Origin of the sequence: Micromonospora taraxaci, assembly GCF_007830095.1 — a bacterium.
GTDB lineage: Bacteria > Actinomycetota > Actinomycetes > Mycobacteriales > Micromonosporaceae > Micromonospora > Micromonospora taraxaci.
In genome coordinates, this window is record NZ_VIWZ01000001.1 from 5,662,523 (window position 1) to 5,686,214 (window position 23,692).

Genomic DNA, 23,692 nt, shown 5'->3' on the forward strand with positions numbered 1-23,692 from the left:
GTGCTCGCCCGACTACCCTCGGTCAGGGACAGCGTGGTCGTGCCGGGCGCGACGCCCGGGAGGTGATATCGGATGGCCGTACCCGCCGACGCGGCGGTGCTGGTCGGCCTCGGGTCGACACTCGACCTCCCGGTCGTCGAACAGGCCGCGCAGGAAGCCGCCGGACACCACCGGCCACTGCACCTGCTGCACACCTTCGACTGGCACGCGGCCTTCGCCGCCGACACCGTCGCCGCACCCCGCGACGAGGCCGAAAAGCTGATCACCACGGCGGCCCAGCTCGCCCACCAGACCGAGCCGGAGCTCACCGTCCGCAGCGAGATCGTCGAGAGCGCCATGCTGCCCACCCTGATCCGCCGGTCGGAGACGGCCTTCCTGCTGGCCGTCGGCGACAGCGGGATGGCCGGCAGCGGTCAGTGCGTACCGGCCGAGACCCCCGCCGTGCAGTTGGCCGCCCGGGCCGGCTGCCCCCTGCTCGTGGTACGCCGCGAGCCACCGCCGCAGGGCCCGGTGCTGGTCGGGGTGGACGGCTCGCCCAGCTCGCACCTCGCGCTGCAATGGGCCCTGCAGTGTGCGGCCCGCCGGGACGGCCGGCTGGTGGCGCTGCGCGCGGTGGAGCACGACGAGGACACCGACGCGGTCGCCGAACAGCTCAACGAGGCGCTGACCCAGCACGTCGGCAGCCACGGCTCGGTGCCCGTCGAGTGCCGTGTCGTCCGGGGTGATCCCGCCGAGGTCCTGATCGAGGCATCCCGGTCGGCACAGGTGGTGCTCGTCGCCGCCCGTGGCGACGAACCGGGCCGAGCCATGTTGGGCGCTGTCGCCCAGTCCCTGCTCTACCACTCACCGGCACCGGTCGTCGTCGTTCGTGGCCTGGCCGAGAAGCCGCTGACCGGGCCCGACGCCCACCCGAAGCGGGACCAACGGCCCTGAACCCGGGGCGTCCGCAGCGGCGAGGCTGAAGCCCGGAAGCCCCCTACCCGCGAGAGGCAGCATCATGGATACCGCTCTCGACACACACCGCGTTCTGACCGACGAGGAGCTGCGCCGGCTGGACGCCTACTGGCGAGCGGCGAACTACCTGACCGTCGGGCAGATCTACCTGCTCGACAACCCGCTGCTGCGCGAGCCGCTGACCGCCGACGACATCAAGCCCCGGCTGCTCGGGCACTGGGGCACGAGCCCCGGGCTCAACCTGATCTACGCCCACCTCAACCGGGTGATCGTGGCGCGCGACCTGAACGCCATGCTGGTCACCGGCCCCGGCCACGGCGGCCCGGCGATCGTGGCCAACACCTGGTTGGAGGGCACCTGGTCGGAGCGGTACCACGACGTGGCGCGCGACGAGGCCGGGATGTCCCGGCTGTTCCGCCAGTTCTCCTTCCCGGGCGGCATCCCCAGCCACGTCGCGGCGGACGTGCCGGGTTCGATCCACGAGGGCGGCGAGCTGGGGTACGCGTTGAGCCACGCCTACGGCGCCGCGTTCGACCACCCGGACCTGGTGGTGGCCTGCGTGATCGGCGACGGTGAGGCGGAGACCGGGCCGCTGGCCGGAAGTTGGCTCTCCAACGTGTTCCTCAACCCGGCGCGCGACGGCGCGGTGCTGCCCATCCTGCACCTCAACGGTTACAAGATCGCCAACCCGACCGTGTTGGCCCGGATCCCCGAGGCCGACCTGCTCGACCTCCTGCGCGGGTCGGGCTACCAGCCGTACGTGGTGGCCGGTGACGACCCCGCCCAGGTGCACCGCATCCTCGCCGCGACGATGGACCGCGCGCTGGACGAGATCGCCGAGATCCAGCGGCGAGCCCGCTCGCAGGGCGTCGTCGAACGCCCCCGCTGGCCGATGATCGTCCTGCGGACGCCGAAGGGTTGGACCGGCCCACGCGAGGTCGACGGCGCCCAGGTCGAAGGCACCTTCCACGCCCACCAGGTGCCGCTGTCGGGCGTCCGCGACAACCCCGCCCACCTGGCCGAGCTGGAGCGGTGGCTGCGCAGCTACCGACCGGAGGAGTTGTTCGACGCGACCGGCGCACCGGTCGACGAGGTGCGGACCCTGCCGCCGCGCGGGGACCGGCGGATGAGCGCCAACCCGGTCACCAACGGCGGCGTGGTGCTGCGCGACCTGACCCTGCCGGACTTCCGCGACTACGCGGTGGAGGTCCCCGAGCCGGGTCAGCCGATGGCCGGTGCCACCGGTGCGCTCGGGCCGTGGATCCGTGACGTCATCAGCGCCAACCCGCAGACGTTCCGGCTGTTCGGCCCGGACGAGGTCGCCTCCAACCGGCTGGGTGCCGCGTTCGAGGTGACCGACCGTGCGTGGGTGGCCGCCACGGTGCCCGGCGACGACCATCTCTCCCCCGACGGCCGGGTCATGGAGGTGCTCTCCGAGCACCTGTGCCAGGGCTGGTTGGAGGGCTACCTGCTCACCGGCCGGCACGGCGTGTTCACCAGCTACGAGGCGTTCATCCACATCGTCGACTCGATGCTCAACCAGCACGCCAAGTGGCTGAAGGTGACCCGGGCCATCCCCTGGCGGCAGCCGCTCGCCTCGCTGAACTACCTGCTGTCCAGCCACGTGTGGCGTCAGGACCACAACGGGTTCTCCCACCAGGACCCGGGCTTCATCGACCACGTGGTCAACAAGAAAGCCGAAGTGGTACGGGTCTACCTGCCGCCGGACGCCAACACCCTGCTCGCGACGATGGACCACTGCCTGCGCAGCCGGCACTACATCAACGTGGTCGTCGCCGGTAAGCAGCCCGCGCCGAACTGGCTGACGATGACCGAGGCGATCCAGCACACCCGACGCGGCCTCGGCATCTGGGAGTGGGCCAGCAACGACGGCGGCAGCGAGCCGGACGTGGTGCTCGCCTGCTGCGGGGACGTGCCCACCCTGGAGGCTCTGGCCGCCGTCGAGCTGCTGCGCCAGCACCTCCCGGAGCTGAAGGTGCGACTGGTCAACGTGGTCGACCTGATGCGACTCCAACCGGACACCGAGCACCCGCACGGCCTGACCGACAAGGAGTTCGACACCATCTTCACCGCGGACCGGCCGGTCATCTTCGCGTACCACGGCTACCCGTGGCTGATCCACCGACTCACCTACCGCCGCACCAACCACGAGAACCTGCACGTGCGCGGCTACAAGGAGGAGGGCACCACCACCACCCCGTTCGACATGGTGATGCTCAACGACCTGGACCGCTTCCACCTGGTCATCGACGTCATCGACCGGGTGCCGGGCCTGGCCGCCCGCGCCGCGCACCTGCGCCAGCAGATGGCCGACGCCCGGCAGGCGGCCCGCGACTACACCCGCCAGTACGGCGAGGACGACCCCCAGGTCGCCGAGTGGCGCTGGGTCCGCGAAACCGACCCGACCAACCCCTGAAGGAGGACGACGTGCGCGACGCGGAGATCCTGGTCGGCTACGACGGCTCCACCGACGCGTCGGTGGCCCTCGACTGGGCGCTGGAGGAAGGTCGGCACAGCGGCCAACCGGTGCGGCTGGCGTACGTCTTCGAGTGGTTGACAGTCGCCGGCTGGGTCGGTCCGGGTGTGGCACCCGGGGTCTGGCCGGACGACACCGCTCGCCGGCAGGTCGACGACCTGGTCCGCACCACGGCGGGCGACGCCGCCACAGCGAACCCCGGCCTGACGGTCACCGGCGAGGTGTACGACGGGCCGCCTGCCCTGGTGTTGCAGGAGCGCTCAGCGGAGGCGAGCCTGCTGGTGCTCGGCAGTCGGGGGCACGGTGGCTTCGGTGGTCTGCTGGCCGGGTCGACGGCGGTGTCGGTGGCGGCGCACGCACACTGCCCGGTCGTGGTGGTTCGGGACGGGACGGCCGGCGGGCCGGTCGGCCCGGTGGCGGTCGGCGTGGACGGCTCGGACGCGTCGCTGGTGGCGCTCGGTTTCGCGGCCGAACGGGCCGCGCAACGGCAGGTGCCCCTGCGCGTGCTGCACGCCTGGACACCCGGCCCCGGCGGGGCGGCCGGGGTCCCCGACGAGCGGGCGTCCGTCGAGGCGGCGCTGGAGCCGTGGAGGCGGACGTTTCCCGAGCTGGACATCACCGTCGACCTCGTCGGGGGCAGCCCGGCGTCGATGCTGATCGAGGCGAGCCGCGACGCGCGGCTGGTGGTGGTCGGCAGTCGGGGCCGGGGCGGGTTGGCCGGAATGCTGCTCGGCTCGGTGAGCCAGCAGTTGATCCAGCACTCCCACTGCCCGGTCGCTGTGGTCCGGGAACGCTGAGGCACACCCGGGGCCGCCCGCGTGCGGCACCGGGGTCAGCGGCGCTCGGGCACCGGCTCGGTCGGGTCGAGGGTGAAGAACTCCTCCTCTTCCTGCGCCAGGTGCAGGCGGAGCACGGCGTCCAGCCCGTAGAGGCTCGCGAGCAGGTCGGGAACCTGGTCCGGACGAAGCCGCCCATCGTCGGTCTGCCCCAGTTGGACGCCGAGCAGGTCGACCTGGCGGCGGATCTCCACGTGCGCGCGGCTCATCGTGGACGTCGCCTCGCCGCTGCCCAGCGGCTCGGCCAGCGCGGGGTAGAGCTCTCGATCCTCGGCGGCCTCGTGCGGAAGCACCTGCTCGGTCAGCCGGCGGTGCGTCTCGCGTACCGCCGGCAGGCACCTCGGCGAGGCCGGTTCGGTGGCGACCAGGTCGGCGGTGTCGCGCAGCCCGGCCAGCACACCGCGTACCGCCTGGTGTTCCCGGGCGGCGCGGGCGAGCAGTTCCCGGGTACGCGGTGCGACCTCGCGGCGGCGCAGTCCACCCCGCAGGGCCCGCAACGCGTTGAGGATGACCAGCACGTCGATGCCCTCCTGAAGGAACGCGCCGGCCACCGGGGGGAGCCGACCAGCCGCCGCCACGAGCATCGCCAGCACGGCCAGCCCCATTCCGACGGTGGCGCTCTGCACGGCGATCCGACGGGCGTACCGGGCGATCTCCACAGCGTCGGCGAGCCGGTCCAGGCGGTCCACGGTGAGCACCGCGTCCGCCACATCCGCCGAGGCGGTCGCCCCGGTGGCACCCATCGCCACACCCACGTGCGCCTCGGCCAGCGCCGGCGCGTCGTTCACCCCGTCGCCGACCATCACGGTGACCGCCCGGGCGGCCTCCTCCTTAACCCGGGCCACCTTCTCCTGCGGTGTGCAGCGGGCCAGGACGTCGTCCACGCCGACGGTCGCGGCGACCTGCGCGGCGGTTGCCGGACGGTCGCCGGTGACCAGCACGATCCGCCGCAGCCCCGCCGCTCGCAGCCGGCGCACGGTCCGGCGGGCGTCGGGGCGTACCGGGTCCTCCAGCAGGATCGCGCCGAGCACCCCGCCGTCGTCACTGACCCACACCGCCGACCAGCCGGCCAGCTCGGTGCGGGCCCGCGCCCGGTCCGCCCACTCCGGCAGCTCGCCCGTGAACTGACCGACACGGACCAACCGGCCGTCCACCCGGCCGCTGACCCCTCGGCCCGGCTCCTCGGTCACGTCGGTCGGCTCGGTCAGCGCCAGCCCGCGCTCCCGGGCCTGCCGGACCAGCGCGGCGGCCAGCACGTGCGGGGAGAGCTGTTCCACCGAGGCCGCCAGCCGCAGCACCTCGTCCCGGTCGCCGCCCGGCGCGACGACCGTCTCGGCGGCACGCGGGTGGCCGGCGGTGAGCGTGCCGGTCTTGTCCACCAGCAGGGTTCGGGCCCGGCCGAGCAGTTCCAGCGAGCCGCCGTCGCGGACCAGCACACCACGCCGGGCCACCCGGGACAGCCCGGAGACGATGGCGATCGGGGTGGCCAGCAGCAGCGGGCACGGGGTGGCCACCACCAGCACCGCGACCGCCCGGACCACGTCACCGGAGAGCAGCCACGCCAGCCCGGCCAGGACCAGCGTGAACGGCACGAACGCGGCGGCGTACCGGTCGGCCAGCCGGACCATCGGGGCCTTGTGCGCGGTCGCCTCCTCGGCCAGCCGCACGATGCCGGCGTACGTGCTCTGCGCCGCGTTCCGCACCGCCCGCATCCCGAACGCGGCCCCCGCGTTCACCACGCCGCTTGCCACCGACTCCCCGGCCGCCCGCTGGACCAGCCGCGACTCGCCGGTCACCACCGACTCGTCCAGGGTGGCCGCCTCGTCGACGGTCCCGTCGACCGGCACCACGTCGCCGGGCCCCACGAGCAGCCGGTCCGCCGCCTCCACCCGATCCAGCGGCACCACCTCGATCGCGCCTCCCGGGCCGCGTCGGCGGGCGGTACGCGGGGCCCGGGCCAGCAGCGCCCGCAGGTCCCGGGTGGCGCGGCGCTGCGCGTACGCCTCCAGCGAGCGTCCGGTCGCCAGCATCACCGCGATCACCGCCCCGGCCAGGTACTCCCCGACCGCGAGCGCGCCAGCCAGGGCCAGCACGGCGATCACGTCGACGCCGAAGTGCCGGTGCCACAACGAGCGCAGCATCGACCACGCGGCGGGGAGCAGCGCGGCCACCGTGACGGCCGCCCAGATCACCTCGGCCGTGTCCCGCTGCCCGGCGACCCGCAGCGCGGCACCGGCGAGTACCGCGACGCCGAGCCCGAGCAGCGGCGTCCACGCCCACCACCGCCGGACGCGGCTGCGCGCCGGCTGCTGGTCGACGCACTCGGTCGACTCCGCTGCCATCTGCGCATCGTCGCAGCCCACAGCGTCGCATCGACCCGACACCGCCCGATTCGCCCGGCGGCCGGGTGCGGGCTGGTGGCCCGGGGCTGGTGGCTCGGTGGGGTGAGGTCGGGCTGGGCGGGCGGGACGACCCGGTGCGACGGGACCTACGGCCCCTGCCTCACCACGCCCGATGCCGCCAGGATGGAACGGCAACCCACCGCGCGGCACCGCATCGTGAGGCACGATGAGTAGAGACGGAAAGGTCGTGACCATGAGTCAGGAGAGCCAGCCGGCCACCGCGCTGGCGGAGGCCGCCGCCACCGCCGGCCACGCCCCCTCGGTGCACAACACCCAGCCGTGGCGCTGGCGGGTGCTGCCCGATGCGCTGGAACTTCGCTCCGTCGCCGACCGGCAGCTCGCCGCCTCCGACCCGGAGGGCCGGCTGCTCGCGGTCAGCTGCGGCACCGCCCTGCACCACGCCCGCGTGGCGCTGGCCGCGCAGGGATGGCGCGCCGTGGTGGAACGGCGGCCTGACCCGGACGACGGTGAGCTGCTGGCCCGGCTGACCGACCTCAGCCGCGTCCCGGCCGACCCGGACGCCATGCGCCTCGTGCAGTGCATGCAGGTGCGGCACACCGACCGGCGGCCGGTCAGCGACGAGCCGGTGCCGACCTCCGCGATCGAACAGATCACCCGCGCGGTGACCGGCGAGGGCGGCCGGTTGCAGATCCTCGACCGCGACCAGGTGCTGGAGCTGGCCGCCACCGCCGGGCACGCCGACACGGTCGAGGCGGAAGATCCGGAGTTGCGCGCCGAGCTGGCGTACTGGACGAACCGGGCCGAGGCCGGCACCGGGCTGACGGCGGAGGTGCTGCCCGAGCAGCCCGCGCAGACCACGGTGCCGGGCCGCGACTTCGGCCGCCCCGGCAGCCTGCCCATCGGCCCCGGGCACGACCAGGCGGCGGCGTACGCGATGCTGCACGGCGACGAGGACGTACCGGACAGTTGGCTGCGCGCGGGCGAGGCCCTGTCCGCCGGATGGCTCACCGCCACCCGCCTCGGCGTGTCGGTGGTGCCGCTCAGCGCGGTGGTGGAGGTGCCGGGCACCCGGCAGACCCTGCGTCAGCTGCTCTCCGGGATCGGCTTCCCGTACCTGGTGCTCCGGTTGGGCATCGCGGACCCCGCACACGCGGGGCCACCGCACACGCCGCGGCTGACCACCGCGCAGGTGGTCGACACCTCCGCCGTCCGCTGAGGGGCTCTGCCGGCGAGGTCACCGGCGCTACCATCCCCCGGTGACCAGCAGCGTGCCGCCGCCTCGTCAGGACCCTTCGGCGACCCCGTCGCTCGGCTTGAGCCCACTGTCCCGGGTCCACCTCGACGAGTTGCTCCAGGAGATGCTGGAGCGGGTCGGTGACGTCGTCACCAGCCGGGAGCGGCTGCGTGCCCTGCTCGACGCGGTGGTCGGCATCGGCAGCAACCTCGACCTGCGGACCACCCTGCAACGCATCGTCGGGTCCGCCTGCGACCTGGTCGGGGCCCGGTACGGCGCCCTGGGCATCCTCGGCCCGGACCGGCTGCTGCACGACTTCATCGTGCACGGCATCACCCCGGAGCAGCACGCGAAGATCGGCGACCTGCCACACGGGCGGGGAGTGCTCGGTCTGCTCATCGACGAGCCGCGACCGCTGCGGATGCCGGACATCACCAAGCACCCCCGCTCCTACGGTTTCCCCGCCAACCACCCGCCGATGCACAGCTTCCTGGGCGTGCCGGTGCGCATCCGCGACCAGGTGTTCGGCAACCTCTACCTGGCCGAGAAGCAGGGCGGAGCGCAGTTCACCGACGACGACGAGGAGATCGTCGTCGCGCTCGCCGCCGCCGCTGGCGTGGCCATCGAGAACGCCCGCCTCTACGCGCTGGCGCACCGGCGGGAACGGTGGCTCGCGGCCACCGCCGAGATCACCTCGGTGCTGCTCGGCGAGGTACGCCGTACCGACGCGTTGGCACTTGTCGCCCGCCGAGCCCGGGAGGTCGCCGAGGCCGAGCTGGCGCTGGTGCTGCTCTACGACGCCGACCTCGCGCAGTTCACCGTCGAGGTGGTCGACGGTGCCGACGCGCAGGCCCAGGCACTGGTCGGCACGGTCCTGCCGGTGGCCGACACCAGCTTCGGCGCGGCGGTCGCCGAGGGCCGCCACGACCGGGTGGACGACCTGGCGCACGCCGCGCCGTGGCCGGCTCTGCTGCGCACCGGGCCGGCGGTGATCTCACCGCTGGCGACCGCCGAGACGCTGCACGGCGTTCTGGTCGTGGCACACCGCACGGATCGCGGCGGTGTCAGCAGCGAGGACGACGTGGCCCTGCTGGGCAGCTTCGCCGGTCAGGCGGCGCTGGCCATGGAACGGGCGCGCGGTCAGGAGGAACGGGAGTTGCTGGTGGTCCTGGAGGACCGCGAGCGGATCGCCCGTGACCTGCACGACGTGGTGATCCAGCGGCTCTTCGCCACCGGCCTGCAACTGCAGAGCGCCGCGCCGATGATGGGGCGACCGGAGGTGGCCAAGCGGATCAACACGGCCGTCGACGATCTGGACGCCACGATCCGGGACATCCGCCGGACCATCTTCGAGCTGCGGACGCCGATGAGCGCCGCGCTGCGTACCGAGATCCGTGAGGCGATCGAGCTGGCCGCCGAGTCGTTGGGCTTCACACCGCACCTGGAGGTGACCGGCCCGGTGGACAGCGCCGTGCCGGACGCCATCCGCCCGGATCTCACCGCGGTGCTGCGCGAGGCGTTGTCCAACACGGTCCGCCACGCGCAGGCCACCCGGGTGGCCGTCGCCGTACGCGTCGACGCCGGGCGGGTGAGCGTGACGGTCACCGACGACGGGGTGGGCTGTGACCCGGCCGCCGCCCGGGGTGGGTTGGTCAACCTGCGTGAACGCGCCGAGGGGCACGGCGGCACCTTCACCATCCGCCCGGTCGAGCCGCACGGCGCCGAGGTGAGCTGGTCCGTGCCGCTGGGCGACTGAGCGGCCCGGGTCAGGGGGTCTTGCCGAGCAGGCGAGTGGCCAGGACGGCGGCCTGGGTGCGGCGCTCCAGGCCCAGTTTGGCCAGCACGCTGGACATGTAGTTCTTCACCGTCTTTTCCGCCAGGAACATCTTGGCCGCGATCTCCCGGTTGGTGAGCCCTTCCGCCACGTACTCCAGGATCCGGCGCTCCTGCTCGGTGAGTGACCTCAGCTCGCGCGGCTGCTCGACCCCGTTGCGGATGCGCTCCAACACCCGAGCGGTGATCGCCGGGTCGAGCAGCGACTGCCCGCCCGCCACCCGCCGCACCGCGTCGACCAGGTCGGTGCCCCGGATCTGCTTGAGCACGTATCCGGCGGCGCCTGCCATGATCGCCGCGAACAGCGCCTCGTCGTCCTCGTACGAGGTGAGGATCAGGCCCCTGATGGACGAGTCGACGGCGCGGACGTCACGGCACACGTCGATGCCGTTGCCGTCGGGCAGCCGCGCGTCGAGGATCGCCACGTCGGGCCGTAACGCCGGGATGAGGCGCACCGCCTCCTGCGCGGAGCCGGACTCGCCGACCACCTCGATGTCGCCGCCGCTCTGCAGCAGGTCGGCCAGGCCACGGCGGACGACCTCGTGGTCGTCGAGGAGGAAGACGCGGATCATCCTTCGTTTCTACCCCCGTACCCCATCGCGCCGCACGGGCCGAAGGTCCCGACCGGGTCGAGCCGACGTTCGGGGGCGGTCGGGCCCGACCGGTCGGGACGTCCGGCCCTGCTCCCCGGCCGACCCGACGGCGCAACGTGGAGGTACGCCAGCCGCAACGGCACCGTCAGCCGCCGGCGCGCCGGGAAAGGAGCACCGCCATGGACATCGGCTACACCGAAGCCCAGCTACGGGCCGCCGCCGTGGACGCGGTCCGGGCGCCGTCGTTGCACAACACCCAGCCGTGGCGGCTGCGGCTGCGCGACGGCGGCATCGAGGTGCTCGCCGACCCGACCCGACGGCTGCCGGCGACCGACCCGAGCGGCTGGGGTGTCCGGATCGCCTGCGGCGCGGCGCTGTTCAACCTGCGGATGGCGCTGGCGGTCGCCGCAATCCCGGCCCGGGTCCGACTGCGCCCCGACCCGGCCGAACCGGACCTGCTGGCCCGGCTGGTGCCGGACACCCCGCGTCGTCCGTCCCTGGCCGAGCAGAGCCTGTACGCGGCCATCCCCCGCCGGTTCAGCAACCGGCTGCCGTTCTGGCCGGACCGGGTGCCGGCCGACGTCCGGTGGCGCCTCGGCGAGGCCGCTCGTGCCGAGCAGTGCTGGTTGGAGTTGCTGATCGGGGTGAGCGCGGTCGCCGCGTTCGGCGAGATCGCCCGCAGCGCACACCGGGTGCTGGAGCGGGACCCGGCGTACCGGGCGGAGAGCGAGCGGTGGTTGCGTCGGGAGCCGGCGCCGGACGGCGTACCCGCCTCGGCCGGGGGTCCGCAGGGCGAGCCGCAGGACGTCCTACCGACGCGCGGATTCGGTGGGCGCGACCGCGCCGCGGGGCGTGACTTCGAGCCGGAGCCCCTCGTCGGAGTGCTCGGCTCGTTCGGCAACACGGCAGTGGACCAGGTGATCGCCGGCCAGGCCCTGCAACGGTTGCTGCTCGTCGCCACCGACGCCGGGCTCAGCGTGTCGATGCTCTCCCAACCGATCGAAGTGCCGACGGCACGGGAGCAGCTGCGGCTGTCGTTGGGGCGGTTCGGCACGCCACAGATGGTGCTGCGGATCGGGTACGGCCAGCCGGGCCGACCGACCCCCCGGCGCGACGTGAACGAGGTGCTCGACCTGCCGGCGGTGCCGGCCTGAGCCGCGACCGACGCGGTCAGGCGGCGAGCACCGCCGCCTCCCGGGTCGGGTCCAACCCGATCGAGCTGCGATGCGGTCGCCCGGCGCGCGGCGGAACGGCACCGACCTCGCGCAGCCACTGCCAGGTGTCGGCGACGGTCTCGGCCACCGGCCGGCAGGTCAACCCGGCGGCGTGGGCGCGGGTCACGTCCTGCTCCAACAGCCCCCGGTACGGGTGGCCGGTCGGCATCCAGATCGGCAGGTCGCTCCACGGCTGCACACCGGCGGCGACGATCCGGGCCGGATCGGTCCAGCGCAGCAGGGCATCAGCACCGGTGACGGCCACGCACGCGTCGAGGAGCTCACCCATCGTGGTCTGCTCGCGACGACCGACCGCGTTGACAGTGCCGCCCAGCCGCCGGGCGCCCGCGTCGAGCATCCACCCCGCCAGATCGCGGACGTCGACGTACTGCACCGACAGGCCGGCCGGCCCGGGCGCGAGCACGTCACCGCCGCGCTCGACGCGCCGCAGCCACCACGGCAGCCGGCCGACGTCCTCCCCCGGACCCAGGATCAGACCGGCCCTGGCGATCAGCGCCCGGTCGCCGAACACCTCTCGCACGGCACGTTCGGCACCGGCCTTGAGCTGCGGATAGTCGCCGTCGACAGAGTCCGCGTCGGCGTCCACCACCGGGGAGTCCTCGTCGAGCCCGTGCGCCGACGGGTCGCGGTAGACCGAACCGCTGGACACGTACACGTAGTGGCCCACCGAATGGGCGAGGACACGGGCGGCGTCGCGGGCGGCGCGCGGCGCACCGTCCCAGGTGTCCACCACCAGGTCCCAGTCACCGCCGGCCAGCGCCGCCAGGCCGTCCGGCGCGGTGCGGTCACCCCGCAACCGGTGTACGCCAGGAGGCACCACCCCGTGCAGCCCGCGGTTGAACACCGTCACCGACCAACCACGGCGTACGCCCTCGGTGACCGTGGCTCCGCCGACAAAGCCCGTTCCGCCCAGCACCAGCAGTCTCATGCACGCCACCCTGCCGGCACGGGTCGGCGGGCGGCACCCCGTTTCACCGGTAGCGGATCTGCCCGTGGCAGAACCGCAGGCCTCAGCCCAGGATGCAGGATAGCCGCCCAGGGGCATGGTCAACGAAGCCGCCGATTGCGAAGCTGCTTCAATCTGCGTCAGGACGGGCAATCGAGGCGCTCGGCGCATGTGGTGGCTCGACGTCGGCACGAGGACGGAGAAGGGAATGACCAGCACCCCGCTGTCCCTGCCACAGCCATCCGCGCGGGCACCCGAGTTCGGCCGGGACGCGCTCATCGTCTGCGAGAACCTGGTGCGGATCTACCAGACCGGTTCGATCGAGGTGCAGGCATTGCAGGGGCTGGACCTCGCCGTGGAGAGCGGTGAGCTGGTAGCCGTCGTCGGTGCCTCCGGGTCGGGCAAGTCGACGCTGCTGTCCATCCTGGCCGGCATCGACGCCCCCACCGCCGGGCGGGTCCGGGTCGACAAGTGGAATCTGCTGACGATGTCCCGCGCGGACCGGGTGGACTACCGGCGGCACACCGTCGGGTTCGTACGGCAGCAGACGGCGAGCAACCTGATCCCCTACCTGACCGCACGGGAGATGGTGGACCTGCCGATGGCGGCGGCGCGCACCGCGAAGGAGGAGCGCCGGGAACGCGCGGCGGACCTGCTGGACAGCCTCGGTGTCGCCGACTGCGCCGATCGGCGTCCCGGGCAGCTCTCCGGGGGGCAGCAGATGCGGGTAGCGATAGCGGTGGCACTGGCCAACCAGCCGCAGGTCCTGCTCGCCGACGAGCCGACCGGCGAGCTGGACGCCGCCACGTCCGCGGAGGTCTTCGGCGTGCTGCGGGACGTCAACCGACGGTACGGCGTCACCGTCGTCGTGGTGACCCACGACCCCGAGGTCAGCGGCCAGGTCGAACGGACCATCGCGATCCGGGACGGACGCACCAGCAGCGAGGTGCTGCGCCGCACCACCACCGACGCGGCGGGCGACACACACACGATCGCCGAGGAGTACGCCGTGATGGACCGGGCCGGGCGGGTCCAGGTGCCCCGCGAGTTCCGCCAGGCGCTGGCGCTGACCCGACGGGTCCGGCTGGCCCTGGAACCCGACCACATCACGATCCGCCCCGATTCGGGAAACGGCGAATGAGCAGCGAACCGCTGCTGCGCGTGCGCGGCGTACACCGGCGCTTCCAGACCGGGCCGACCGTCGTCCACGCCCTGCGCGGCGTGTCGTTCGACGTGGCCGCCGGTTCCATGGTGGCGCTCGTCGGCCGGTCCGGCTCGGGCAAGACCACCCTGCTCAACGTCATCGGCGGCCTGGACCGCCCGGACGCCGGCACCGTGCACGTCAACGGCACCGACGTCACCGCGCTCGACGAGGACGGCCTGTCCCGACTGCGGCGCGAGAAGCTGTCGTACGTCTTCCAGAGCTTCGGGTTGATCCCGGTGCTGTCGGCCGCGGAGAACGTCGCCGCCCCGCTGCGGCTGGCCCGTGTCGCCCCGGCCGATCGCGAGCGGCGGGTCGAGTTGCTGCTGGAGCTGGTCGGCCTGGCCGACCACGCCGGGCAGCGTCCGGCCGAGCTGTCCGGCGGCCAGCAGCAGCGGGTGGCGATCGCCCGCGCGCTGGCCGCCTCGCCCCGCCTACTGCTCGCCGACGAGCCCACCGGGCAACTGGACGCCGAGACGGGCCTGTCGGTGATGGCCCTGCTGCGCGGCATAGTGGAGTCCGAAGGCGTCACCGTCCTGGTGTCGACGCACGACGCGGTGATGATGGCCCTGGCCGACCGGGTGATCCGCATCCACGACGGGCACCTCGACGAACAGGCCGCCGGGCAGTCGTACCAGCCCGTGCCGGACGTCAGGTGACGCGACGATGCTGAGGCTGGTCAGCCGGCGCGCCCGCGCGCAGTGGCCGTTGCTGGCCGCGCTCCTCGGGGTCGTCACGATCGGCGCGACACTGCTGGGCACCTGCACCCTGCTGGTCACCCGCACCGCCGAGCGGGCGCTGCAGGTCGCCATGGCCCGCGCCGCCCCCGCCGCCGTCGACGTGACCGTCTACACCGGCACTGTCGAGGGCCCGGACGTGTCCTCCGTCGCCGCCGACACCCGCACCGCAGTGACCTCCGCGCTCGCACCGCTCCCGGTGACGACGACCGCGCGGGCGTCGACGGTGCTGCGAGCGCTACCGCCCACGCTCGCCCCGGGCACCACCGTCGGGGCCCAGGCGTACCTGTCCGGGCTGGACGATCTGCCGACCCGAGCCGAGCTGGTCACCGGGCACTGGCCACGACAGCCGGGCGACGCGGTGCTGCTGGAGTCCACCGCCCAGCTGCTCGACCTCACCCCCGGTCGCCGGGTGCGACTCGGCGCCGAGCTGGCCCACCCGCCCGTCCCGGCCCTCGACGTGACAGTCGTCGGTGTCGTACGCCCGCTGCCGGGGCGCGGCTGGGACCGCGACCCGCTGGCCGCGGCCGGCTCGGCCATCGGCTACCGGGACGGCCGGTTCATGCAGCCGGTCAACGCTTACGGCCCGTTCCTCGTCGACCTCGCCGACCTGGTCACCACGGGTGCCACCGTCGACCGGATGGAGGTCACCGCCCATCCGGACCTGTCCCACAACAACCGCCGCGACCTGGAGGCCGTGGCCGGGGCCGTCCAGAGTGCCGACCGCCGGCTGGCCGGCACCCTCGGCGACCGCGTCCAGCTCGCCCGTGTCTCCTCCGAGCTGCCGCTGACCCTACGGGCCGCCGACGACCAACGGCGTGTTACCGCCGCCGTCGTGCTCGCCGTCGCCGTCCTCGGCGGTGTGCTGGCCGCTACGGCACTCGTCCTCGCCGGCCGACTGACCGCTGGCCTACGCTCCGACGAGACCGCCCTGCGGTCCGCCCTGGGCACCAGTCGTCGCCAGCTCGCCGCCACCGCGACACTCGAGGCCGGACTCGTCGCCGTCGTCGCCGCCGCGCTCGCGATACCGGCCTCGTCGGCCCTGCACGCCGGCCTGACCCACCTACCGCCGTTGGACGGCGTCGGCCTGACCGCCCGGCCGGCCATCATCGGCGCCCAGGTCCTCGCGGTCGCCGGCGGCGCGCTGGTACTCGCCGCCGTCCTCACCGTCCTGGCGATCCGGCCCGTCCCGGCGGCCGGCGACCGGCGCACCCGCCGCGAACTGCTGGCCCGGTCCGGCGCCGACCTGATGCTCGCGGTGTTCGCCGCCGTCGGATGGTGGCAGCTGTACGCGCAGCCCACCGCCGCCAGCCCACGCGCCGACGCGGTGCGGGTGCTCGCGCCGGCGCTGCTGCTCACCGCAGGCGCCGCCCTGGCTCTCCGGGTGGTGTTGCCCGCCCTGCGTGGCGTCGACCGGCTGGCGTACCGCGCCCGCGGGCTGGCGCTTCCACTGGCTGTCGCCGAGGCCGCCCGCCGTCCCCAGGCGGTCGCCGCCGGGCTGCTCGTCGGGCTGGCCTGCGCGGCCGGAACCTTCGGCCTCGCCTTCGACACCACCTGGCACCAGTCGCAGCGCGACCAGGCCGCGGTCTCCGTCGGCACCGACCTCGCCCTCACCCTCACCACGACACCGGTGGCCGGAGACGGCGCGGTCGTCAGCGCGGCCACCGCGGGGGTGGTGAGTCCGGTCCTCAGCCGTGGTACCTCAGTCGGTCAGTGGCTCGGCACCGCCGGCAACGCGCCACGCCTGGTCGCCGTCGACACCACCCGCGCCGACGCGCTGCTGCGCGGACGGCTGGACAGCGACAGCGGCTGGGCGGACGTGGGCGCCGCGTTGGCCCCACGCACCCGGGTCACCGGCCTCGCCATCCCGACCGGCGCCCCGCTCGTCCTGAGCGGGACCACCACCGGCGGCACCCCGCTCGCCGTGACGCCCCGGCTGCTGCTGCAGGACGCCATCGGCCTCCGCACGTCCTGTACCGGTCCCGCCGTACCGCTCGACGGCCGGGAGGTCCGACTGCCCGCCTGCGCGACGGCTGACGGGCTGCGCCTCGTCGCGGTCGCTCTGCCGGTCACCGCCGAACCGGTCGGCGGACGCGTCGCCATGGCCGTCACGCTCACCGTGCCGCCCGCCGGATCGGCGGCGGAGTCCACCGACGGATCGGACTGGACCGCCACGTCCGCGCCGCCGGTCCCGGGCAAGGTGACCGACCCGACCGCCCTGGTGTCCGCCACGCCAACGGGAACGACGCTGCGGATGGCCGCGACAGTCGACCTCGGCGGTGCCGAGGACGCCGCCCGGACCCTCGTCGCCACCGCCTTCCCGGACCCCGGCCGGGTGCCCGTCGCGGTCTCCGAGCGCTTTGCCAGCGAGGTCGGTGCCGACCGGGGCAGCCGGCTCAGCGTCACAGTCGGCATCACGCCCGTCCCGGTCGTCGTCGCCGAGGTCGTGCCGACCGTGCCGTCCGCCCCCGGCGCCGTCGCCGTCCTCGCCGACCTGGACACGCTGTCCCGCGCACGCGTCGTCACCGGCGACCTGACGTTCCCGGTCGATGCCTGGTGGGTCGGTCACCCGGCCGGGCCCGGTGCCACCGAACGGGCCGCCGACCTGCACCTGGGGACCGTCGCGACCCGCGAAGCGGAGACCGCCCGCCTCATCGGTGGTCCGCTCCAGGCTGGGTTGCCGGCCGCGCTGCGGCTCATCGTCCCGGCCGCGGCCCTGCTGCTGCTCGCCGGCGTCGTCCTGCACGTCACCTGTGACCTCCAGGTCCGCGCCGTCGAGGTGGCGCGGCTGCGCGGCCTGGGAATGTCCCGGCGCGGCATCCGGGCCGTTCTGCTCGGCCAGCACGCCGGTGTCCTGTTGCCCCTGCTCGCGGCGGGCGCGGCCGTCGGCGCGCTCGCCACCGGCGTCGTCGCTCCCCTGCTGGTGCGCTCCGACACCGGCGCCGCGCCCGTCCCGGCCGCTCATCCACACTGGCCGTGGCCGGCCGAGGCCGCGCTGCTCGCCGTACTGCTGGCCGGATGCATGCTGGCGGTCGCCGTCGTGGTCACCGTCCAGGTCCGCCGGGCCGACGCCGCACACCTGCGGGTGGCACCGTGAAACGATTGCTGACCCGCCGGTGGCTGACCCGCCGACTGCCGGCGCTGCACTGGCCCAGCATCCGTGGCCGTGGCCGTACCGACGCCGGACCGCTGCTGCTCACCGCCGCCGTCATCGCGACCGTCGCGCTGCTCTCCGGAGCAGCACCGGCGCTGCTCCGCGCCGCCGCCGACGACGCCGTGCAGGACACGGTCCGCCGCGCCGGCCCCGACGCGAACGTCCTCGCGCACGCCGACTGGGAACGCGACGACGGGCCGACCGGCGGACGGGTCCGGATGCCCCGCCTCGCCGAGGGCGTCGACGACTTCCGCGCCCGGGTGACGTCCGCGCTCGGGCCCGACCTGGACGCCGCGCTGCTCCCGCCCGTCACCGTCGTCAACGGTCCGATCCTCAACATCACCGACGGCACCGTGCCGCGGACCTTCCAGTTCACCTACCTGGCCGGTGACCTCGACGGCCCGGACGTGGCCTGGATCGCCGGCGGCGCGCCCGGCCCCGCCGTCGCCGACGAATACGTGGAGACCCCCTACGACGGACCGCCCTGGCCGGTGCAGGTCGGTCTCTCCGAGGCGGACGCCGCCGCGCTCGACCTCGGCCCCGGCGATCGCATCCCGGTCAAGGACGGCCAGGGGCGCGACACGGACGTCCGGATCAGCGGGATCTACCGACCCGCGGACAGCGACGACCCGGCCTGGCGACTCGCCCCGGCGCTCCTGCGCCCGACGCCCGGCGTCGACGGCGTGGGGATCACCCGCTTCGGCGGCCTGCTGTCCCGCGAGTCGTTACCGGACGCCCGGCTCGCCGTGGACGAGGACCAACTGCGGCGCACCGTCCACTTCGCACCCGTTCCCGGCGCGCTCACCTGGGACGCCACCGCCGCGCTCGCCAGCCAGGTGGTCAAGCTCAAGGCCACCTCCGGCGCATCGAGCGACCGCGACCAGTCCCTGAGGTGGGAATCGCAGCTCGACACCGCGCTGCGCGACGCCCGTACGCAGATCAGCGCCGCCTCCGCACAGGCCGCCGTCCTGCTCGCCGGGGTGCTGACCGCCACGGTACTGGTCCTGCTGCTCGCCGCCGATCTGCTGGTCCGCCGCCGTACCCCGGCGCTGAGCGTCGCCCGGCAGCGTGGGGCGGCGATACCCGACGTCGGCGCGGAACTGATCGTCGAGTCCACCGTGGTGTCCCTGTCGGCCGCCGCCGTCGGGCTCGCGCTCGCCCGCGCCGCCGTTCCGGGCGTCTCCTGGGCCTGGGCCGTTCCCGTGGTCCTGGCGGGTGCCGTCGCCGGGCCGGCGTTCGGCACCCTCGCCGCCGCCCGTGCCAGCCGCGACCGACGTCAACCCGCCAACCCGGCCGCTCGACGCTGGATCCGGGCCACCGGCCAACTGCGCCGCGCCGCCGTCGAAGCCGCTGTCCTGATCGCCGCGGTCGCCGCCTTCGTCACACTGCACCAACGCGGGCTCCTGCCCGTCGCCTCCGACGACGACACCGGCGAGCTGACCGGCGACCTGATCCTGCCGATCAGCGCCCTCGCGCTGGGCGCGCTCGTCGGCGCGCTCCTCCTGCTCCGACTGCTGCCCCTCGGGACGCGGTTCGCGCTCCGACGGGCCCTGCGCTCGCGCCGCCCGCTGGCCGTGTTCGGTGCCGCCCAGGCGGCCACGACGGCCGGACGCGCGCTGCCGCTCCTGGTGCTGGTCAGCACCACGGCGCTCGCGTCGTTCGCGCTCATCCTCGGCACCACCGTCACCCGAGGTCTGGGCGACGGCGCGTGGAGCACCGTCGGCGCCGACGCCCGCCTCGACGTCGGCGCCGACGCCGAGGCCGCCACGCCCGCGCTGGCCGAGCGCATCGCCGCCGCACCCGGGGTGGGGCAGGTCGTCGTCGCGCAGGTGACCGACTCCGCACGCCTCTTCAGCGAATCGACACTGCTCACCCCACGACTGGTCATCGTGGACACGGCCGCGTTCCAGCGCCTGCTGGCCACCACTCCGCTGCCGGACGCGCCGGCGCTGGCCCGGCTCACGGCACCTGGTCCTGGCGCCGGGGACGTCCCGGCGCTGGTCCGATCGGGCGACGGCGCTCTGCGGACCGGCACGCGGCTGCAGCTACCCCGCGACGGCGCACCGACGATCCGTCTCGCTGCGGTCGGCACCGCTCCCTCCGTCGGCGGTGCCGCCGACGTCGTCATCGTGGACGCCACGGCCCTCGCCGACGCCGGGCTGCCCGCCGTTCCGAACACCGTCTGGGTGACCGGCCCCGGCGCGGCGCAGGCCGTGTCGAACAGCGGCGTCGCCGCCGACGTCGTACTGCGCGCGGACGTCCTGCGGGCGCAGCGAGTGGCTCCACTGACCGCGGGGCTCCTCCGGCTGGCGTGGACGGCCGCCGCGGTGCTGCTGGCGCTGGGGCTGCTCGGCCTCACGCTCGCCGCCGCCGCAGGGGCTGCGCAGCGGTGGCAGACCCTGACCCGGCTGCGGACCCTCGGCCTGCGACCACGCGACGCCCGTTGGGTCGCCGCCGGAGAGGTGCTGCCACCGGTAGTGGTCGCCGCGGTGTGCGGTCCGCTGCTCGCGGCCCTGCTCGCACATCTGACGCTCGGCCCGCTCGACCTGCGGCTGCTCACCGGCCAGGGCGCCGACCCGACGGCGGTCCTGCCGTGGTGGCTGCTGGGCCTGGTGAGCGTGGTGCTGCTGGCGGCGGCCACCACTGTCGTACCTGTCGAGTCGGCGTTGCGGCGACGCGACCGGCTGAGCGAGGTTCTCCGCGCCGGCGAGTGACAGGCTGCCGGAACGGCGAAGCCCGTTACCGGATGTCCGGTAACGGGCCAGCTGATCTGCGTATGGATGGTGGGCGATACTGGGTTTGAACCAGTGACCTCTTCCGTGTCAAGGAAGCGCGCTCCCACTGCGCCAATCGCCCGTGGCGACCGCCGAACCCGGCAGTCAGGCCCCGATGGGGCAGATCGCGAGCGGACGACGGGATTCGAACCCGCGACCCTCACCTTGGCAAGGTGATGCGCTACCAGCTGCGCTACGTCCGCACGTCCCCGACAACCGCCGGCGACAGGTGAACTCTACCCGATGCCAAGATCGCTTTGCGCGGCACCCTGGGCGGCCGGCGATTGCGCTGGTCGCCACCGGGGTATTGAAGGGCTCGACAGCGCACCACACCCCCTTAAGGAGGCTGTCGTGGGTATCGGCACCAGCATCTTCCTGATCGCGCTCGGCGCGATCCTCACTTTCGCGCTGGACGCGAGCGTCGGCGGCATCAACCTCGACGTGGTCGGTTGGATCCTGATGGGAGCCGGCGTGCTCGGCCTGATCATGACCACCCTGATCTGGGGTCGGCGTCGCCAGGTGGTCACGACCACCGAGCAGCCGGTGGAGTACCGCCAGGTCGAGGAGCGGCGGGACATCGCCCCGCCGCTGTGACCCGGCCAGCTCTACCGCTGGCGGAGCCGCCAGACCAACGTGATTCCAGGCCGGCCGCCTTCGTCGAAGGCGGCCGGCCTGTCGCACCGGCGACCCCGCGCCGCAGCAGACGCCGGGAGGCGTCGCAGCCGGTGAGTGGACCACCGCGCTCCGGTGGTGCCGGCGGCGGAATCAGAACTCGATGACCAACCGGCCGCGTACCCCTCCGGCTTCCAGGAGTTGGTGCGCGCGGGCCGCCTCCTGCGGCGGAAACCGGCCGGCGACCCGCAGGGTCAGCGCACCCTCCTCGGCGAGTCGCCGAAGCAGGTCGAGCTTGTCGCGGCGCCCCTCGTACTCGTACACGAACGCCGACACCATGTCGATCTTCCGCTGGTCGGCCTGCGCCCGCAGCACCGGGTCGGGCCCGCCGCGCAGCAGTGCGACGGCACCACCCTCGCGCACCGCGGGCAGCAGCGCGCCACCGAGCAACGCGGCGTCGACAGCGGCGTCCACCCCGTCCGGGGCGTGCTCCCGGAGGCGGTCGGCGACGCCCGGCCCTCGGATCACCGTCACGTCGGCGCCGAGCGCGGCGACCAGGTCGACGTCACCCTGCGCCGCGTCGGCCAGCACCCGGTGACCGGCGGCCTTGGCGAGCTGAACCGCATAGCCGCCGACGGCACCGGCCGCCCCGGTCACCGCGAGGGTGCTGCCGGGCTCCAGTCGCAACTGATCCAGGGCGTGCAGGGCGGTCAATCCGTTCAACGGCAGAGTGGCCGCCTCGGCGGGTGACACGCCCGCCGGAGCGGGCACCACCCAGGCCTCCGGGAGCACGACCCACTCGGCGTACCCGCCGCCGGCCTCCCGGCTCGGATTGACCATGGCCATCACCGGGTCGCCCGGGGCGAGTGCGCCACTGGTGCCGGAGCCCACCTCGTCGATGGTGCCGGCGATGTCGTGACCGGGCAGCAGCGGGTCGCTGCCGCGCAGTGGCACCGGCAACATACCGGCCCGGATCTGGGTGTCCGCCGGGTTGACCGCCGCGGCGCGTACCCGGACACGGACCTCCCCCGGGCCGGCGTGCGGCGTCGGAAGGTCGACCACCCGCAGCACCTCGGGCCCGCCGTAGCGCAACAGTCCGACCGCTCTCATGCTCGACTCCTCATTCGGGTAACAGCCGACCACCGTGTCCGGTGGTCAGTCCAGGCAGGTGAGCGCGACCTCGGCGTAGCGCGTCAGCGCCGCCCGGTCCGGGTTGATGGCACCCATCACCCGCAGGCCCTGAAGGTTGGTCACCAGGAAGCCGGCCAGGTCGGTGGCGCTGCGGTCGGACGTGATCTGGCCCCGCAACTGCGCCTCGGCCAGCAGGTCGTAGAGCGCCGCTTCCAGGGACTGGGTGGTCGAGCGGAGCCGATCGGCGACCCGTACGTCCTGGTGGGCCCGTTCCATCGACGCGCCGACGATGAGACAGGAGAGGTGCCGGCCGTCGCCGGCGATGTCGTCCACAGTGCCGACGAACACCTCCCGGATGACCGCTCGCGCGTCGTTGCCGGAGCGCAGCAGATCGACCATCGGCGCGGCGTACCGCTGCCGGTACAGGTCCAGCACCGCGAGGTAGAGCCCGTCCTTGCTGCCGAACGCGGCGTAGATCGAACCGCTGCCCAGGCCGGTCGCCTCCGACAGGTCGCGCATCGAGGTGCCCTCGTAGCCCTTGCTCCGGAACACGTCCATGGCGGCGTCGACGGCGGCGTCGAGGTCGAACTCACGGGTACGTGCCATGGCTGAACGCTACCCGCGATCTGGAACGATCGACAAAGTACTGCCGGTCACGGCCGTTTTGGCTGGTCGAGGGGGTGCCCGACACCGCGTTACGATCCAGATCATGGAGTCCCTGGACACGGTGCTGGCCGCGCACCGGGCGTACCTGCTCGGTTGGAACATCGGCCCGGTCGGAGGTCCGGACCTGGCGACCTACCGCAGCGACGTGCCGCACCCGACCCTCAACGGCGTGCTGCGCGTGACCGGGCGCACACCGCAGGACGCGCTCCTGGAGGCCCGGCAGCGCCTGCACGGCGTACCCCGGGTGTGGTGGGTCGGCCCGGACAGCGACCCCGGCACGGCCGACGGCCTGGTCTCCCTCGGGGCTGTCGAGTTCGCCCGCCTGCCGATCATGACAGCGGTGATCGACGAGGCGGCGGACGAACCGGCTCCGGCCGGCCTGCACATCGCCGAGACCACCGACCTCGCCGCGTTCGTCAGGGCCTACGCCCGGGTGTCCGGGATCCCGACGGACGGCGTGGCGGCGACGATCGAGCGGGAGAAGGCGTTCTCCGGTGACGGCACGGTGATCAGACTGGCCGGTCGGCTGGACGACGGCCGTGTCGTCGGCACCGCCGTCGCCTGGCTCAGCCACGGCCTGGTCACGCTCTACTTCGTGGGTACGCAGCCCGAGCAGCGGCGCAGGGGAATCGGCGCGGCGATGACCAGGGCGGCACTGCGCCTGGCCAGTGAGCGGGGTGCCCGCACCGCCGCGCTCACCTCCTCGCCGATCGGTGAGTCGGTCTACCGCCGCCTCGGTTTCCGGCCGGCGGGCGAGTTCCGCGTGTTGACGTTCTGAGCCGTACGCGCCGACCGCGCCGGGAAGGCCCGACGTCGGCGGATCCGAGTCGATCACGATGGCTACCGGCCGGAAACCATTGACTATGGGGTTCAGACAGCGTTGTCTTTCACTGGCACCTGGGGAGGTACAACAGTGATCGATGGCG

Annotated in this window: 17 protein-coding genes, 2 tRNA genes and 1 pseudogene; 12 read left to right on the forward strand and 8 right to left on the reverse strand. The window is 73.9% G+C overall.

The genetic code is table 11. The annotated features are described in order from the left end of the window. The first annotated feature begins 72 nt into the window (after positions 1-72). From FHU34_RS25620 to FHU34_RS25630, 3 genes are all read left to right on the forward strand, one after another. Positions 73-933 carry a universal stress protein gene (locus FHU34_RS25620; RefSeq protein ID WP_145784799.1) on the forward strand — a complete coding sequence of 287 codons (861 nt, stop codon included), beginning with the start codon at positions 73-75 and terminating at the stop codon, positions 931-933. 64 nt (positions 934-997) lie between these two features. Continuing rightward, positions 998-3,391, forward strand: coding sequence for a phosphoketolase family protein (locus tag FHU34_RS25625; RefSeq protein WP_145784800.1), 2,394 nt, complete (start codon positions 998-1,000; stop codon positions 3,389-3,391). An 11-nt stretch (positions 3,392-3,402) separates the two neighbouring features. Then, positions 3,403-4,248, forward strand: a complete 846-nt coding sequence (locus FHU34_RS25630) for a universal stress protein (protein ID WP_145784801.1) — start codon at positions 3,403-3,405, stop codon at positions 4,246-4,248. Between the two features lie 35 nt (positions 4,249-4,283). On the opposite strand, the gene FHU34_RS33885 is transcribed toward FHU34_RS25630, so the two are convergent. Next, entirely contained in the window at positions 4,284-4,784 is a 501-nt protein-coding gene (locus FHU34_RS33885) for a hemerythrin domain-containing protein (RefSeq protein WP_280116519.1), read from the reverse strand. Then, a pseudogene (locus FHU34_RS25635) lies at positions 4,767-6,629 on the reverse strand (heavy metal translocating P-type ATPase); the annotation flags it as partial. The gene FHU34_RS33885 and the pseudogene FHU34_RS25635, both read right to left, overlap by 18 nt. Before the next feature lie 253 nt (positions 6,630-6,882). Here FHU34_RS25635 and FHU34_RS25640 point away from each other — a divergent pair. Next, on the forward strand, positions 6,883-7,866 hold the full coding sequence (locus FHU34_RS25640) for an Acg family FMN-binding oxidoreductase (protein ID WP_167524978.1): 984 nt from the start codon (positions 6,883-6,885) through the stop codon (positions 7,864-7,866). A 97-nt stretch (positions 7,867-7,963) separates the two neighbouring features. Beyond that, positions 7,964-9,640: a sensor histidine kinase gene (locus FHU34_RS25645; RefSeq protein ID WP_145785802.1), complete on the forward strand. Its 1,677-nt coding sequence runs from the start codon at positions 7,964-7,966 to the stop codon at positions 9,638-9,640. 10 nt (positions 9,641-9,650) lie between these two features. Here FHU34_RS25645 and FHU34_RS25650 read toward each other — a convergent pair whose 3' ends face one another. Next, positions 9,651-10,289 (reverse strand): response regulator, encoded by a 639-nt coding sequence (locus FHU34_RS25650; RefSeq protein WP_145784804.1) that lies wholly within the window; start codon positions 10,287-10,289, stop codon positions 9,651-9,653. Positions 10,290-10,489: 200 nt separating this feature from the next. On the opposite strand from FHU34_RS25650, the gene FHU34_RS25655 reads away from it, so the two are divergent. Next, positions 10,490-11,464: an Acg family FMN-binding oxidoreductase gene (locus FHU34_RS25655; RefSeq protein ID WP_145784805.1), complete on the forward strand. Its 975-nt coding sequence runs from the start codon at positions 10,490-10,492 to the stop codon at positions 11,462-11,464. 16 nt (positions 11,465-11,480) lie between these two features. Here FHU34_RS25655 and FHU34_RS25660 read toward each other — a convergent pair whose 3' ends face one another. Next, the gene (locus tag FHU34_RS25660) at positions 11,481-12,473 is read right to left on the reverse strand and encodes an NAD-dependent epimerase/dehydratase family protein (protein WP_145784806.1); all 993 of its coding nucleotides are present in this window, start codon (positions 12,471-12,473) and stop codon (positions 11,481-11,483) included. 226 nt (positions 12,474-12,699) lie between these two features. On the opposite strand from FHU34_RS25660, the gene FHU34_RS25665 reads away from it, so the two are divergent. The 4 genes from FHU34_RS25665 to FHU34_RS25680 are packed head-to-tail and all read left to right on the forward strand — an operon-like array spanning position 12,700 to position 20,297. Further along, positions 12,700-13,632, forward strand: coding sequence for an ABC transporter ATP-binding protein (locus FHU34_RS25665; protein WP_145784807.1), 933 nt, complete (start codon positions 12,700-12,702; stop codon positions 13,630-13,632). Beyond that, positions 13,629-14,351, forward strand: coding sequence for an ABC transporter ATP-binding protein (locus FHU34_RS25670; RefSeq protein WP_145784808.1), 723 nt, complete (start codon positions 13,629-13,631; stop codon positions 14,349-14,351). The genes FHU34_RS25665 and FHU34_RS25670 overlap by 4 nt, the downstream gene beginning before the upstream one ends. A gap of 7 nt (positions 14,352-14,358) precedes the next feature. Beyond that, positions 14,359-17,526 (forward strand): FtsX-like permease family protein, encoded by a 3,168-nt coding sequence (locus FHU34_RS25675; RefSeq protein WP_145784809.1) that lies wholly within the window; start codon positions 14,359-14,361, stop codon positions 17,524-17,526. Next, positions 17,523-20,297, forward strand: coding sequence for an FtsX-like permease family protein (locus tag FHU34_RS25680; RefSeq protein ID WP_244311830.1), 2,775 nt, complete (start codon positions 17,523-17,525; stop codon positions 20,295-20,297). Before FHU34_RS25675 ends, FHU34_RS25680 begins: the two co-directional genes overlap by 4 nt. Positions 20,298-20,364: 67 nt before the next feature. Here the strand turns inward: FHU34_RS25680 and FHU34_RS25685 are convergent. Continuing rightward, a tRNA-Val gene (locus tag FHU34_RS25685) sits at positions 20,365-20,439 on the reverse strand. Between the two features lie 48 nt (positions 20,440-20,487). Then, positions 20,488-20,560: transfer RNA gene (locus FHU34_RS25690), tRNA-Gly, on the reverse strand. 148 nt (positions 20,561-20,708) lie between these two features. Between FHU34_RS25690 and FHU34_RS25695 the strand changes: the two genes are divergently transcribed. Further along, positions 20,709-20,951 (forward strand): DUF6458 family protein, encoded by a 243-nt coding sequence (locus tag FHU34_RS25695; RefSeq protein WP_091400768.1) that lies wholly within the window; start codon positions 20,709-20,711, stop codon positions 20,949-20,951. 171 nt (positions 20,952-21,122) lie between these two features. On the opposite strand, the gene FHU34_RS25700 is transcribed toward FHU34_RS25695, so the two are convergent. Further along, positions 21,123-22,079 (reverse strand): NADP-dependent oxidoreductase, encoded by a 957-nt coding sequence (locus FHU34_RS25700; protein ID WP_145784811.1) that lies wholly within the window; start codon positions 22,077-22,079, stop codon positions 21,123-21,125. 45 nt (positions 22,080-22,124) lie between these two features. Next, positions 22,125-22,706, reverse strand: coding sequence for a TetR/AcrR family transcriptional regulator (locus FHU34_RS25705; RefSeq protein ID WP_145784812.1), 582 nt, complete (start codon positions 22,704-22,706; stop codon positions 22,125-22,127). A gap of 103 nt (positions 22,707-22,809) precedes the next feature. Here FHU34_RS25705 and FHU34_RS25710 point away from each other — a divergent pair, with 103 nt between their 5' ends. Then, a complete protein-coding gene (locus FHU34_RS25710) occupies positions 22,810-23,544 on the forward strand; it encodes a GNAT family N-acetyltransferase (protein WP_167524904.1) in 735 nt (244 codons plus the stop codon). Positions 23,545-23,692 lie beyond the last annotated feature (148 nt).